Origin of the sequence: Urbifossiella limnaea, from assembly GCF_007747215.1 — a bacterium.
GTDB lineage: Bacteria > Planctomycetota > Planctomycetia > Gemmatales > Gemmataceae > Urbifossiella > Urbifossiella limnaea.
On sequence record NZ_CP036273.1, the window covers coordinates 7,684,403 to 7,698,290 of the forward strand.

Sequence of the window (13,888 nt, forward strand, 5' to 3'; positions counted from 1 at the left end):
GCTGGCTCCCTTATTCCTCAGCATACTGTGGCGGAGATTGGCCTACTCGCTTGGTAACACGCGGGTAGGTGACGGTCGGAATGGCGTGCTCGATCCGCTCCACCTGAACCTGATGAAACCACTCGTCGCCGAAGTCGAACAGGTAGCCGAAGACGCGATCCGACGTCAAACCAACGGCGTCCATCGTGGTCTTGCGGGCGTCGCCGTATCCCTTCTTGCGCTCGTGCGGGTCGGGGATGCCGTAGTTGGGCCCCTTGGGATCGAACGGCCGCTTGCCGAACTGGAACTCGTAAAGGTGTTCGTCGGACCGGTCGAACGCCGCGAAGATGGCTCGGTGAAGTTGTTCGAGCGTCTGGTCGCCGCGGACCTCGATGGTGCGGCTAATCACCTTGTTGGCGAACTTCTCGCTGACCGGCCCCCGTCAGGAAGACCGACACGACGTACAGGTTCGCCGGGGGTGCCGCCGTCGTCGCGTCAACGCGTCTCGGCGGGTTACCGGGACGTTCGGGGCTCGTCGCCGACCTGCGCCGCTTCCACGGCGGAATCTCGTCTTCCGGGACCAGGATTCGGAGCGACCGGGGCTGGCCCGGGTGGCGCAGGACCAGGCCCTTCTTTTCCAACGTCTTCACCATCTGATTCACCGACGGCGGCGAAACGCACAGGGCCGCGGCGATCTCGGCTTCGGCGGGCGGGCGGCCGTGCAGGCCGGCGTAGGCGTGAATGAACGCCAGGTACCGGCCCTGGGTCGGAGTGAAGTCGGCCATCACTCGGGTTCTCCTCACCACCGGGCGGGTGCGGCCCGCCCCGGGTCACGCCTTCGGCCCACCGGACTTCTTCCCCGGGCGTCGCTGCTGCGTCTTCCGCCCCGGCCGGTACCCGGTCGGCTTGGGCGGTTCCGCCCCGCGCTCGCCGGGCGGCTCGCCCTTCGCCGGATTCGCGACGGTGTGGTAATGGTCGCCCTTGAAGGCTTCGTTCGCCTGCCGGCGCTTCGCCTCAATCGCCTCCTTCGGCGGGTGGGCCGGGATCAGCCCGTCGCACCCGCCGATCAGGTCGGCCCGGCCGGCCTCAATGAGCGCCTCGCGGACCGTGAAGTAGTTTTCGGGCTTGAAGAACTGCATGAGGGCACGCTGCATTTTCCGGTCTTTCAAGCCGCGGGAGACGTGGACTTCCTTCTTGGTGAACGGATCGATCCCCGTGTAGTAAAGTGCCGTGGCGATGTCGAACGGCGCCGGGATGAAGTCCTGCACCTGGTCCGGGCGGTAGCCCGTCCGCTTCAGGTACAGCGCCAGCTCGATCATCTCGCCCAGGTCCGAGCCCGGGTGGCCGGCGATGAAGTACGGGACGATCTGCTGCTTCGGCTTCCCCGCCGCCGCGCTCGCCGCCACGAACTGCTCGGCGAACACGTCGAAGTTGTCGATGCTCGGCTTCTTCATCAGCTCCAGCACGGTCGGGCTGGCGTGCTCGGGGGCCACCTTCAGCCGGCCGCCGGTGTGGTGCTCGGCCAGCTCCCGGACGTACTCGGGGGAGAGTTGCGCCAAATCCATCCGGATGCCGCTCGACACGGACACCTTCTTGATGCCGGGCACCTCGCGCACCTTCCGCAGCAGCTCCACCGTCGGGCCGTGGTCGGTGCCGAGGAGCTTGCAGATGCCGGGGTGGACGCACGAGAGGCGCTTGCACTTCGCCTCCACGTCGGGGCGGGTGCAGCGCATCCGGTACATGTTCGCCGTCGCGCCGCCCACGTCCGAGACGTGCCCCTTGAACTCGGGGTCGGCCGCGAGTTTCTCCACCTCCTTCATGATCGATTCTTGCGAGCGGCTCTGGATGATGCGGCCCTGGTGCGCGGTGATGCTGCAGAACGTGCAGCCGCCGAAGCAGCCGCGCATGATCGTCACCGAGTCCTTGATCATCTCGTGCGCCGGCACCGGCTCGGTGTAGCTCGGGTGCGGCCGGCGGGTGAACGGCAGGTCGTAGGCGGCGTCCATCTCCTCCTGCGAGAGGGGCAGGGCGGGCGGCGTCTGCACCACCGCCTGGCGGTCGTGGAACTGGACGAGGGTGGCGGCGTTGAACGGGTTCGTGTTCGTGTGGATGACGCGCGTCGCCTCGGCGAACGCGAGCTTGTCGGCGCGCACGGCCTCGTAGGAGGGCAGGAACTCGACCGGCGAGCCGGGAGCGTGAGCGACCGGAGGCGGAACGAGGTGCGAAGCCTCCGGTCGCTCACGCTCCCGGCTCGCCAGCGCCTCGCTCTCCTTCGCGCCCAGCGCGTAGGTCACGCCGCGCAGGTCGCGCAGTTCCTTCACCGTGCCGCCGGCGGCGAGGCGGCGCGCCACCTCCACGATGGTCTTCTCGCCCATCCCGTAGCACACCAGGTCGGCCTTGCTGTCCAGCACGATGGAGCGCTTGACGGTGTCGCTCCAGTAGTCGTAGTGGGCCAGCCGCCGCAGCGAGGCCTCGACGCCGCCGGCGATCACCGGCACCCCGGGGAACGCCTCGCGGGCGCGCTGGCAGTACACCAGCGTGGCGCGGTCGGGCCGCAGCCCGATGCGGCCGCCGGGCGAGTAGGCGTCGTCGTTGCGGACCTTCTTGTTCGCCGTGTAGTGGTTGATGAGCGAGTCCATGTTCCCCGCGCTGACGGCGAAGAACAGCCGCGGCCGGCCGAACTCGCGCCACGGCTCGCACGTCTGCCACGGCGGCTGGCTCACGACCCCGACGCGGAACCCGGCCGCCTCCAGCGAGCGGTGCAGGATCGCGGCGGCGAAGCTGGGGTGATCGACGTAGGCGTCGCCGGAGACGAACACCACGTCCACGGCGTCCCACCCGCGGGCGAGCATCTCGGCGCGGGTGGTGGGCGCGAGCGGGGCGGCGTAGCGCTCGCGCCACAGGGGGAGCGACAACCGGCCGCCGGTCGGACGCGGGGACGACGGAGCCGACATCAAAACCGCCTCGGGGCCGAGCGCAGGGGCGAAGTCCCATTGTAGCAGGGGGTTGAGCTCGCGCCCGGCCCCGAATTGCCGATACAACCGTTACCCGCGATTTACACGTGTTCCTGATTTCAGGCCGGAGCGGAACGTTCGGGCGCAAATACCCCAAACTTACGCAATTCGGGCTTTCAAACGGTTGACCCGCGGGCTACTCTCTACCCCTATGCCACCCGCCCGGCCCCTACCCCGGCGTGCGGCTACTCCAGCATCGTGGCACCCGCCGCGGGAAACCGTCGCCATGACCCCCAAAAACAGCAACCGCCCGTCGCGCGCCCGGCGGTTCGCCGCCGCCGCCGGCGTCGTCGCCGTCCTCGACGGAACGCCCGCCGCCGCCCAGCCGGCCGCCCCCGGCGACGTGTGGGCGTACTACTCGGAGCTGACCGCGAAGGGCTCCTTCACGTTCAAGATGGACGGGAAGCAGTACACGAAGTCGGTCGGCGCCCTCCGCTGGGACGTGCCCGCGGACCGGCTCACCGCCGCCGGCCTCGACCGCAACTTCACCGCCTTCTGCGCCGAGCCGCTCGTCGGCGTCACCGCCGGCAACACCTACCGGTTCGACGTGCAGTCGCCGGAAGACCCGGCGTCGTACGGCCTTCCGGTCACCGACGCCGGCATCGCCGAGGCCAAGCTCCGCGGCACGTACATCCGCGAGCTGTTCGGCCGGCACTACCTCACGTCGCTGAACTTCCAGAGCCCCGACAGCGCCCGCGCCTTCCAGGCCGCGCTGTGGGAGCTGGCCTACGAGCGCGAGCTGCCGCAGGGCGAGAAGGTCGCAGCCAACCGCTTCAGCCTCGGCACCGGCACCTTCCAGTCCGACTACCCGGACGCGGCCAACCCGGCCCCGGCGTTCGTGCCCGTCGCCGAGGACATGCTGAAGTCGCTGACCGGCGACGACAACGTGTTCTACTCCAACCCGGGCCTCGCCGGCCGCGAGCTGGTGCGGATGAACGGCCTGACCAACGCGGCCGGCGCCATCGCCCAGGACCAGTACGCCCTCCGCACCGTCCCGGCCCTGGCCGGCGGCGGGGTGGCCGGGGGCGGCGGCGGCTCCGGCCTCGGCGGCTCCGGCCTCGGCGGCTCCGGCGGCGGCGGCTCCGGCTTCGGTTCCCCGGTCGGCGGGGTCGGCGGCGGTTCGGGCGGCGGGTTCGGCGGCGGTTCGGGCGGCGGGTTCGTCACGTCGCCCCCGGGCAGCTCGATCCAGTCGCCGCCCACCACCCCGCCGACGGTCACGCCGACGATTCCGTTCGTGCCGCCGCCGATTAACTCGCCGCCGCCGCCGCCGCCGCCGCTGAACCCACCGCCGCCGGGATCGCCGCCGCCCCCGGACAGCCCGCCCCCGGGTTCGCCGCCGCCCCCGGGTTCGCCGCCGCCGGGTTCGCCGCCCCCAGGTTCGCCGCCCCCGAACCCGGTGCCGGGGCCGGGCGGGTTGCTGCTGGGCGGCATCGCGGCGCTGGCCCTGGCCGGCCGGCGTGCGCTGATGCGCACGAAGAAGTAGTCTACAACTGGTCACTACCCGCGGGCGGCCGGCAGAATAAGATGCCGGCCGCCCGCTCGTTTTTCCCCCGCCTCTCCCGGAGGGCCGCCGGATGGCCAAGGCCCAGAAGACCGTCCTCGCCCTCACCCGCGAGCAGTTCCGCACCCACGCCCAGCCGATGACCGTCGTCATCAACGGCAAGGAGTACCAGGTGCCGCGGAAGGAGTTCTCCACCGGCTCGCTCGGGTGGTACCTCAACGACAAGATCGACATCACCATCGACGGCGTCCCCGCGAAGGTGCAGATCGGCCTGAACCTGACGCTCGTGGGGAGCAAGGAACTGCCCGGGGCGCCGGCCGCGGACGCGCCGGCCGCGGCGGCGGAGCCGGCGGCACCCGCGGCCGCGCCCGCGCCCACGGAGCCGGGCGGCACGAACGCGAAGGGCGAGGTGGAGTTCTAGGCGCCCCTCTTCGGCCGCTTGCGGCGTAGCGGCGTCGACGCCGCTACGCCGCAAGCGGCAAAACTCTTCTCCCCTTCCCGGAGCCCATCCCGGTGGACACCGTCGAGTACCGCGGCTGGAAGAACAACCTCCGCCTCTCCAACGGCGACGTCGAGCTGATCGCCACGCTGGACGTCGGCCCGCGGGTCATCAGCTACGCGCTGCCGGGCGGGTTCAACGTGATGAAGAACTACGCCGAGCACATGGGCGGCACCGGCGAGGCCGAGTGGCAGATCCGCGGCGGCCACCGCTTCTGGCTCGCCCCCGAAGACCTGACGCGCACCTACTTCCCCGACAACCGCCCGGTGACGGCCGAGCCGCTCGGCGCACACGGCGCCCGCATCGTCGCCCCGCCGGAGGAGGAGTACGGCGTTCAGAAGACGATGGAGCTGCGCCTCGCGCCGAAGGGCACGCGCGTGGACGTGCTCCTGAAGGTGACCAACACCGGCAAGCAGCCGACGACGCTCGCCCCGTGGGGGCCGACGGTGATGGCCCCGGGCGGCGTGGAGGTGATCCCGCTGCCGCCGAAGGCCCCGCACCCGGGCCACCCGAAGCACGCCAAGAGCCCCGACGACTTCGGCCCGAACCAGGAACTCATCCTGTGGCCGTACTTCGACTTCGCCGACACCCGCTGGACGTTCGGGAAGAAGTACATCTTCCTGCGCCAGGACGTGACGAAGGGGCCGACGAAGATCGGGCTGGCGCACCGGATGGGGTGGGTGGCGTACCTGAACAGCGGCGTGCTGTTCGTGAAGCGGTTCGACTACCGCGAGGGGGCGGTGTACCCCGACCGCGGCACCCGCTACCAGACGTTCAGCTACCAGGAGATGCTGGAGATGGAGACGGTCGGCGAGCTGACGACGCTGGCGCCGGGGGCGTCGGCGGAGCTGGCCGAGTCGTGGGAGCTGCACGGCGGCGTGCCCGAGTTCCGCACCGAGGACGACGTGGACCGGGTGATCCTGCCGCTGATCCAGACGGGCGCGTGAGGCGCACTCACCCCACGCTCAGCTGGTCGGGGTGCGGCGCCTCGAACAGGCGCCGCAGCAGGTCGCGCAGGCCGGGCTCGTCCACCCGGTCGATGGCCTCGTCGACGGTCACCCAGGCGCGCTGGCGGGAGCCCATTTCGGGGTAGCGGTCGTGGACCGCGGTCACGGTCATCCGGTACACGAGGACGTGGTGCGCCCGGCCGAGCTTCTCGTACACGAAACTCCCGACCGGCTCCCCGTCGAGCGTGCCGGCCAACCCGGCCTCCTCCCACGCCTCGATCAGCGCCGCCTCGCCGGCCGTGTGGCCCGGGTCGATCTGGCCCTTGGGGATCACCCACCGCCGCCCGCTCCGCGCCGTCACCAGACACACCCGGTCGTCGGACACGGCGAGGACGGCGGACTGGCGGACCGGATCGCTCATCAAGGCACCCCCGCGTAAAACCTACCTCTACCTATCACGGACCCGCGGGTCCGGGTCAAGGACAACCCCCGTCCTTCACGGGAACCTCACGCCACCCGCCCGAGAGGCCGCATGACGCGCCCGCCGCTGACCGTGCGCCAGGTGATGGCCGCCGAGGTCGTCACCGTCGCCCCCGACACGCCGCTCGACGTGGCGATCGGGCTGATGAACCTGTACCGCATCGGCGCCCTGGTCGTGGTCCGCCCCGACCGCTCGGCGGCCGGCGTGTTCACCGACCGCGACCTGCTCCGCCGCGTCGCCGTGGCCCCGGCCGGGTGGCAGGAGCGCCCCGTGTCCGAGTGGATGACCGCCGACCCGCACACCATCGGCCCCGAGGTCGGCTGGGAGGAGGCGCTCGCAACTCTAGAACGCTTCCGCGTCCGGCACCTGCCCGTCGTCGAGAACGGCAAGGTGATCGGCATCATCTCGCCGCGGGTGCTCGTGTCCCGCCGCGAGGAGTACCTCAACCGCGTGGTCGAGGAGCGCACCCGCGCCCTGCGGCAGGCGAACGAGCACCTGCTGGGCCGCGACGCCGAGCTGACGTACAACATGCGTGCCGCGGCACGGTTCCAAACGCGATTACTCCTGCCGCCGCGACCGCCCGACTGGCCGGAGCTGCGCTGGGGCACGCACTACGCGCCGCTCAACCACCTCGGCGGCGACTACTACGACACCGCGCTTCCCGCCCCCGACCACCTCGGCGTGCTGATCGCCGACGCCAGCGGGCACAGCATCGCCGCGATGATGGTGGCCATCCTGTCGCGGACGGCGTTCACCGACGCCGCGGCCCGCACGCCGCGCCCCGGCGAGGTGCTGGCGGCGATGAACACGCGCCTCCTGGCGCTGGCCGACGACCGGTTCGTGACGGCGTTCTACGGCGTGCTGGACCGCCGCACGCGGGTGTTCACGTACGCCGTGGCCGGCCACCCGCCGCCGCTGCGGTTCGAGGCCCGCACCGGCGAGGTGAGGCCGCTGACGGGGCAGGGGTTCCTGCTGGGGATCATGCCGGAGGAGGTGTACCGCGAGCGCCAGGTGCAGCTCGAACCCGGCGACCGGCTGCTGTTCTACACCGACGGTCTGATCGAGGCCCGCAACGAGATCGGCGAGACGTACGACGCGGCGCGGCTGACGGCGGCGTTCCGCGCGCACGCGGCCGAGCCGGCGGACGAGGTCGTGGCGGCGCTGGTGGCCGACCACCGCCGCTTTTGCGGCGCGCAGCCCCTCGGCGACGACGTGACCGTGGTGGCGATGGAGGTCGGAATGACTCGGGGAATGACGAATGACGAATGACCCACCAATGACGACGGAAGGCGGCCGAGGCTTTCCCTTCGTCATTCGTCATTCGTCATTCGTCATTCCCCGCCCCGGGGCCGTCGGGTACGCTGGTCGGCATGGCGGACGACTCCCCGACGCTGAGTACCAATGAGCTGTGGTTCTGGGTGACCGAGCTGCGGGCCGGGCGGCCGAACGCCGCCGAGCCGACGTTCCGCAAGATCGTCGCCCGGGTCGAGGCGCTGGCCGGCGACATGTTCCGCAAGTTCCCCCGCGTCGGCCGGTTCGTGGCCGTCGACGACGTGGTGCAGAACTGCCTGGTGCGGCTGCTGCGGGCGCTGCGTGAGGTCCGGCCGCAGTCGCGGCACCACTTCTACGCCCTGGCCAACGAGCTCATCCGCCGCGAGCTGCTCGACCTGGTGAAGCACTACTTCGGCCCGTGCGGCGCCGGCACGAACCTGGCCGACGTAACGGTCGGCGACGGCGCCCCCGACCCGGCCGCGGCCGACGCCGACCTGGAGCGAGCGGCGGCGTTCCACGAGGCGGTCGCCGAGCTGCCGCCGGAGGAGCGCGAGGTGATCGGCCTGATCTACTACCAGAACTGGCCGCTGGCCGACATCGCCAACCTGTTCCAGGTGAGCGTCCGCACCGTGCAGCGCTGGCGCGACGCCGCGGTGGCGACGCTCAAGGACCGGATCGGGGAGTGGTGAACCGGCAATAATGACGAATGACGAATGACCCACCACTGACGACGGAAGAGAACCACGGTCTTCCGTCGTCAGTGGTGGGTCATTCGTCATTCGTCATTTCCCGGCTTTGCGGGGCAGGTACTTCTGCGGCTCCGGGTCGCTCACCACCCGCAGCAACTCGGCCACGATGTCGTCGCTGTCCTTCCCCTCGGCCTGCGCCTGGAAGTTGGCGCTGACGCGGTGCCGCAGCACGGGGATCGCCGCCTTCTTGATGTCGTCCAGCGCCACGCTCGGCCGGCCGTCCATCGCCGCGAACGCCTGCCCGGCGCGCACCAGGAACTGGCCCGCGCGCGGCCCCGCGCCCCAGTCCACGAGTCGCTTCACCAGCTCCGGCGCGCTCGGGTCTTTGGGCCGCGTCGCCCGCACCAGCTTGACGATGAAGTCGATCACGAACCCCGGCACCTCGATCTTCCGCACCAGCTTCTGCCAGGCGATGATCCGCTCGGCGGTGAGCACCTTCGTGAGCTCCGGCGTGTCGTCGCGGGCGCTGCGGGCCACGATCTGCCGCTCGTCGTCGGCCCCGGGGTAGTCCACCTTGATGTTGAACATGAACCGGTCGAGCTGCGCCTCGGGGAGCGGGTACGTGCCCTCCTGCTCGATCGGGTTCTGCGTGGCGATGACGAAGAACGGCTCCGGCAGCTTCATCGTCTCCTGGCCGACGGTCACCTGCCGCTCCTGCATGGCTTCGAGCAGCGCCGCCTGCGTCTTCGGCGGGGTGCGGTTGATCTCGTCGGCGAGCACGACGTTGGCGAAGATCGGCCCGCGGACGAAGCGGAACTCGCGCTTCCCGTCCTCGTTCTCGTCCAGCACGGTGGTGCCGGTGATGTCCGACGGCATCAGGTCCGGGGTGAACTGGACGCGCTTGAAGGTGGTGCTGAGGATCTGGCTGACGCTGGAGACCATGAGCGTCTTGGCGAGGCCCGGCACGCCGACGAGGAGGCAGTGGCCGCGGGTGAAGATGGCGGCGAGCACCTGCTCGATCACCTCGCCCTGGCCGACGACGACCTTGCGGAGCTGGTCGAGCATCTGGGTGCGGTCGGCGGCGAACTGGTTCAGGTACTCGGTGAAGCGGTCGGTGGACACCGGGCGGGCTCCGCGCAGGTCGGGGGTCGGCGGGTATTGTAGGGCCGCGGATGAAGTTCCCGCAAACCCGCCCGGCCGGGCTGGACACGCCGCCCGGACGCGGGGAAAATAGTCCCGACATCCGTGGGAAACTCGCATGCCCCCACCCAACCCGCCGCGGCCCCGCCCGTCCGACGACGACGACTTCGAGGTCGTGGACGAGGCGCCGCCGCCGAAGCCCGCCCGGCCGCTGCCGCCGCTCCCCGGCCAGCCCGCCGCGAAGCCCGCGCCCAGGCCCGCGCCGCCCGCGGCGAAGGCTCCCCTCCCCGTCGCCAGGGCGGCGCCGAAGCCCGCGCCCAGGCCGGCCGCCAAGCCCGCGTTCGAGGTCGTCGACGACACCGAGGTCGAGGTGTCGGCGAAGTCCAGGACGGCGGAGGTCCGCAAGCCGGCCCGCGCCGCGCGCGCGGACGACGACGACGACCGGCCGCGGAAGAAGAAGGCGAAGAAGGGCGGCGGGGCCAGGACCGGCGACGATTACGCGGACGAGGTGCGCGAGCAGCGGCTGCGCGAGTTCGAGTACACGTGGCCGACGGTGTTCCTGGTGCTGGGGGTCGGCATGGCCGTCACCGGCGCGATCGGCTCGGGCGGGGGGGAGGGCGCGCTGAGCGTGATCCTCGTCATCGCCGGCCTGTTCTTCTCGATCCCGGTGAGCATCGCCACGCTGATGGGTGTGGGGCTGGTGTGCGGCATCAACTACGGCCGGTTCGGCCCGGCGATCCTGAAGATCGCGGCGGTGACGTTCGTCGTCAACGGCGTGTACTTCCTGTGCGAGTGGTTCAAGGTGCCGATCTTCATCGCCGGCCCGATCGGGTGCGCGGCGGCGTTCGGCCTGTTCAAGACGATGTTCGACCTGGACAACGGCGAGACGAACACGTCGATGGGCGCCATCAACGTGGTGTCGTTCCTGCTGAAGTGGCTGGTCATCGTGGTGGTGGCGATCATCGTCGCCAAGTCGGGCGGCAAGGTCGACCTGGACGACGGCGGCGGGTCCGGGTCCGGACAGACGTGGCGCGACCGGGGGAGCGGGCCGGGGGCGGGCGTGATGCCCGACGACGAGCCGGAGGACCCGGACGACCCGTAACGGGGCGTCAGTCGAGGAGCCGGACCCGGACGACGGTCACCGTCCGGGTCGGTTCGTGGATGATGAACTCGAATGCGAGCGGCAGGGCGAACGTGATCCGGTAGTCCTGGTCCAGGAACTCGAGCCGCGCCCGCGACTCGCCGAGCCGCGTGGGGTCGTAGGCGAGTTCGTCCAGAACGTAGCGGGCCGCGGCGACCACGAGCGGCAACCGGCCCTCGGCCGCCGCCCGGTTGAGGACGGCCCGGAACGCGTCCTTCGCGATCCCGAGCTGCGTGACTGCGTAGTTGACCGGCGGCATCAAGTCACCCCCCGGTCCGGCGTTCGTACTCCTCAAGAATGTCGAGCAACGACTCTTCGCTTTGCGGGGCGGCCAGCAGCTCCCGGATTTCGTCCTCCGTCAGCGGCGGCTCGGCCAACTTGTCGCGGTAGAAGTCGTACACGGCCGCACGGTGGATGTCGGCCTCGGTCGTCTTGCGGGCGAGCTGCCAGCGCAGCTCCTCGATCTGGCGCTGCAGCGCCTCGACGGTCGGCGGCACCGGGTCCGGGGCGGGCGTCGGGTTCGCGGGTTCGCTCACGGGGCACCTCCGGGGTCAGCCGTTCAATTCTACCGCCTCTTCCCAGTGCAGGTACAGCCGCGCCAGCGCCGCCTTCGCGGCCTCCAGGTCGGTCGTCGTCTGCTTCAGCTTCGGGGCGTCGCGGTACACGTCCGGCGACTGCAGCGCCGCCTCCAGCGCCGCCACCTTCGCCTCCGTCGCGGCGATGTCCGCCTCCAGGTCCGGCACCTTCCGGTACGGGTAGACGCGCTTCCGCTTCGCGGGCTTGGCGTCCGTTGTTGGTGAAGAAGAAACAGCCGACTCACGTCGGCCGCTCGCCGCGTCCGCCTTCTCGCGGGCCTGCCGCAGCAGCTCGAACGTGTCGTAGTTGCCGTACACCAGCTCGCTGCCGCCGGCGCCGTCCAGCACGATCAGCAGGTCGGCGACGCGGTTGAGGAAGTAGCGGTCGTGCGTCACCACGATGACGGTGCCGCCGAACGCCTTCAGCGCCTCCTCGAGCGCGTCGCACGCCCACAGGTCGAGGTGGTTCGTCGGCTCGTCCAGGATCAGCAGGTTCACGCCGTTGACGGTCAGCTTCGCCAGCGCCGCCCGGCTCCGCTCGCCGCCCGACAGCGACTTCACCGGCTGCTCCACCGTCTCGCCGTGCAGGCCGAAGTGGCCGAGCAGGTCGCGCATCTTCTGCTCGGTGTGGTCCGGCTCGTCGTCCGGCCACACGGCGCGCATCACCGTCTTCTCCTCGTCGAGCACCTTGAGGTGCTGGTCGAGGTAGCCGGGGAACACGAGGTGCCCGCGGCGCACCTTCCCCGAGGTGGGCTCCTCGTCGCCGAGGAGGATGCGCAGCAGCGTGGTCTTGCCGCTGCCGTTCGGCCCCATGATGGCCAGCCGCTTGCCGCGCGGCAGGTCGAAGTTCAGCTCGTCGAACAGCACCTTGTCGCCGTACCGCTTCGTGAGTTCCTCCGCGGTGAACACCACGTCGCCGGAGCGGCTGACGCTCTGGAACGCGATCCGCGGGCCGGACACGCGCGTCGGCTTTTCCACGTCGTCGAGCTTGTCGAGCGCCTTCATCCGCGACTGCGCCTGCTTGGCGAGCTGGCCGTAGTGGTTCTTGCGGATGTACTCCTCCTGCTTCTCGACGTACTCCCTGCGGGCCTCGTACTCCTTCAGCTGCCGCTCGTACCGCTCGTCGCGGAGCCGCACGTACTGGTGGTAGTTGCCGGGGTAGCTCGTGATCTTGCGGTCGTGCAGCTCGAAGATCTTGTTCACCACCTTGTCCAGGAAGTAGCGGTCGTGGCTGACCACGATCATGCCCTCGGGCTGCCGGGCGAGGTAGTCTTCGAGCCAGCGGGTGGTGTCGATGTCGAGGTGGTTGCTCGGCTCGTCGAGGAGCATCACGTCCGGGGCGCTCAGCAGCAACTTCGCCAGCAGGAGCCGCCGCTGCTGGCCGCCAGAGAAGGTGACCACGTCGCGGGTGAAGTCGGGCTCGCGGAAGCCGAGCCCGCTCAGCACCGATTCGACCTTGTGGTCGAGCTCGTAGGCGTCGTGGTGGCGGAGCAGTTCGGCGAGGCGGTCGAACTTCTGCGACAGGAGGCGGCGCTGCGTGTCGTCGGTCGTGGCCGCGAGTTGTTCGGCGACGCGCTCGAACTCCTTCTGCGTGGCGAGGAGCTCGTCAAACGCCGACTTCGCCTCCGCGAACAGCGTTCGGCCGGGGGCGAACTCGGCGACCTGTTGCAGCGTGCCGAGGCGGGCGCCGGCGTGGAGCGTGACGATTCCCGAATCCGCTTCGTCGGGGTGGGTGAGGCAGCGGAGGAGGGTGGACTTGCCGGCGCCGTTGGGGCCGACGAAGCCGATCCGCTCGCCGGCGTGGACCTCGAAGGTGACGCCGTCGAACAGCGGCGTGGCGCCGTACCCGCGGGACAGGTTGGTGCAGCTGAGCAGGAGCATGGAACCGCCCGTAGTCCGTGGGCGGGGCCGCGGCGGCGCGACCCCGGTGGTCAGTTTACGGAGGGGTAGAATGCCGGCATGACCGACGAACCGGCGCTGCTGGCCGCGATCGCCGCCCGCCCTGACGACGACACCCCGCGCCTCGTCTACGCCGACTGGCTGGACGACCACGGGCAGGGCGAGCGCGCCGAGTTCATCCGCCTGCAATGCGTGCTGGCCCGGGACGATCTGGACGACCCCGCCGCGGCCGAGCGCGCCGACGAGTTGGAGAACCAGCACCGCATCCGCTGGCTGGCGGACGTGCCGACCGGGCCGGGCCTGCGCTGGAGCTTCCACCGCGGCTTCCCCGAGCGGCTGGAGGCCGTGACCCAGCTGCTGCTCAACCGATACCGGAAGGTGGCGACGCTCCCGCTGCTCCGCGACTTGTGTCTGACGCGGTTCTTCGGCGAGGCGGCCCGGGTGTTCGTGGCGAAGCCGTGGCCACCGAGCATCGTGGAACTGGAACTGTGGGTCGATGTCGGCGGGTGGCGCGAGCCGGACGAGGTCCGGGCGTCAATCCGGGTGATTGCCGCCTGCCCGCAGACGGCGCAACTCCGAGTTCTGCGGATCGGCGGCAAGCCACTGCCGGGTGGTGCGGTGGCCGCGCTGGCGGATTCGAGGCACCTGGACGGGTTGGAGAGGCTGTTCGTCCCCGGTGACCCGGGCCGGACGGTGTACGCCCCGCTGCGGGAGCGGTTCGGCGACCGGCTGGTCGGGGAGGGGGCGTGAC

At 70.7% G+C, this 13,888-nt stretch carries 15 protein-coding genes; 7 read left to right on the top strand and 8 right to left on the bottom strand.

Annotation, left to right across the window (positions count from 1 at the left end; translation table 11 throughout):
- Positions 1-10 precede the first annotated feature (10 nt).
- Genes ETAA1_RS30785 through ETAA1_RS30795 form a run of 3 tightly spaced genes read right to left on the bottom strand, consistent with a single transcriptional unit; the run spans position 11 to position 2,831 of the window.
- Complete coding sequence (locus ETAA1_RS30785; RefSeq protein ID WP_145244421.1) at positions 11-388, bottom strand: plasmid pRiA4b ORF-3 family protein; 378 nt, start codon at positions 386-388, stop codon at positions 11-13.
- Positions 381-764, bottom strand: a complete 384-nt coding sequence (locus ETAA1_RS30790) for a LexA family protein (RefSeq protein ID WP_145244422.1) — start codon at positions 762-764, stop codon at positions 381-383. The genes ETAA1_RS30785 and ETAA1_RS30790 overlap by 8 nt, the downstream gene beginning before the upstream one ends.
- 45 nt (positions 765-809) lie before the next feature.
- Positions 810-2,831 (bottom strand): YgiQ family radical SAM protein, encoded by a 2,022-nt coding sequence (locus ETAA1_RS30795; protein ID WP_390621260.1) that lies wholly within the window; start codon positions 2,829-2,831, stop codon positions 810-812.
- 388 nt (positions 2,832-3,219) lie between these two features.
- On the opposite strand from ETAA1_RS30795, the gene ETAA1_RS30800 reads away from it, so the two are divergent.
- The 3 genes from ETAA1_RS30800 (at position 3,220) to ETAA1_RS30810 (ending at position 5,940) form a co-directional block, all read left to right on the top strand.
- Positions 3,220-4,476: a hypothetical protein gene (locus ETAA1_RS30800; protein ID WP_145244424.1), complete on the top strand. Its 1,257-nt coding sequence runs from the start codon at positions 3,220-3,222 to the stop codon at positions 4,474-4,476.
- A 91-nt stretch (positions 4,477-4,567) separates the two neighbouring features.
- The gene (locus tag ETAA1_RS30805) at positions 4,568-4,915 is read left to right on the top strand and encodes a hypothetical protein (protein ID WP_202920541.1); all 348 of its coding nucleotides are present in this window, start codon (positions 4,568-4,570) and stop codon (positions 4,913-4,915) included.
- 92 nt (positions 4,916-5,007) lie between these two features.
- Positions 5,008-5,940, top strand: a complete 933-nt coding sequence (locus tag ETAA1_RS30810) for a hypothetical protein (protein ID WP_145244425.1) — start codon at positions 5,008-5,010, stop codon at positions 5,938-5,940.
- A 7-nt stretch (positions 5,941-5,947) separates the two neighbouring features.
- On the opposite strand, the gene ETAA1_RS30815 is transcribed toward ETAA1_RS30810, so the two are convergent.
- On the bottom strand, positions 5,948-6,361 hold the full coding sequence (locus ETAA1_RS30815) for an NUDIX hydrolase (protein ID WP_145244426.1): 414 nt from the start codon (positions 6,359-6,361) through the stop codon (positions 5,948-5,950).
- Positions 6,362-6,472: 111 nt separating this feature from the next.
- Between ETAA1_RS30815 and ETAA1_RS30820 the strand changes: the two genes are divergently transcribed.
- Together ETAA1_RS30820 and ETAA1_RS30825 are read left to right on the top strand one after the other, a co-directional pair.
- Positions 6,473-7,690: a PP2C family protein-serine/threonine phosphatase gene (locus tag ETAA1_RS30820; RefSeq protein WP_238389330.1), complete on the top strand. Its 1,218-nt coding sequence runs from the start codon at positions 6,473-6,475 to the stop codon at positions 7,688-7,690.
- A gap of 101 nt (positions 7,691-7,791) precedes the next feature.
- Positions 7,792-8,382: a sigma-70 family RNA polymerase sigma factor gene (locus tag ETAA1_RS30825; protein ID WP_145244427.1), complete on the top strand. Its 591-nt coding sequence runs from the start codon at positions 7,792-7,794 to the stop codon at positions 8,380-8,382.
- Between the two features lie 93 nt (positions 8,383-8,475).
- On the opposite strand, the gene ETAA1_RS30830 is transcribed toward ETAA1_RS30825, so the two are convergent.
- Positions 8,476-9,504 carry an AAA family ATPase gene (locus ETAA1_RS30830; RefSeq protein ID WP_145244428.1) on the bottom strand — a complete coding sequence of 343 codons (1,029 nt, stop codon included), beginning with the start codon at positions 9,502-9,504 and terminating at the stop codon, positions 8,476-8,478.
- 136 nt (positions 9,505-9,640) lie between these two features.
- Here ETAA1_RS30830 and ETAA1_RS30835 point away from each other — a divergent pair, with 136 nt between their 5' ends.
- Positions 9,641-10,624, top strand: coding sequence for a hypothetical protein (locus ETAA1_RS30835; RefSeq protein ID WP_145244429.1), 984 nt, complete (start codon positions 9,641-9,643; stop codon positions 10,622-10,624).
- Between the two features lie 7 nt (positions 10,625-10,631).
- Here ETAA1_RS30835 and ETAA1_RS30840 read toward each other — a convergent pair whose 3' ends face one another.
- The 3 genes from ETAA1_RS30840 to ETAA1_RS30850 are packed head-to-tail and all read right to left on the bottom strand — an operon-like array spanning position 10,632 to position 13,119.
- Positions 10,632-10,922: a hypothetical protein gene (locus ETAA1_RS30840; protein WP_145244430.1), complete on the bottom strand. Its 291-nt coding sequence runs from the start codon at positions 10,920-10,922 to the stop codon at positions 10,632-10,634.
- A gap of 4 nt (positions 10,923-10,926) precedes the next feature.
- Positions 10,927-11,199, bottom strand: a complete 273-nt coding sequence (locus ETAA1_RS30845; protein ID WP_145244431.1) for a hypothetical protein — start codon at positions 11,197-11,199, stop codon at positions 10,927-10,929.
- Between the two features lie 15 nt (positions 11,200-11,214).
- Positions 11,215-13,119: an ABC-F family ATP-binding cassette domain-containing protein gene (locus ETAA1_RS30850; protein WP_145244432.1), complete on the bottom strand. Its 1,905-nt coding sequence runs from the start codon at positions 13,117-13,119 to the stop codon at positions 11,215-11,217.
- Between the two features lie 78 nt (positions 13,120-13,197).
- On the opposite strand from ETAA1_RS30850, the gene ETAA1_RS30855 reads away from it, so the two are divergent.
- A complete protein-coding gene (locus ETAA1_RS30855) occupies positions 13,198-13,887 on the top strand; it encodes a TIGR02996 domain-containing protein (protein ID WP_145244433.1) in 690 nt (229 codons plus the stop codon).
- Position 13,888 lies beyond the last annotated feature (1 nt).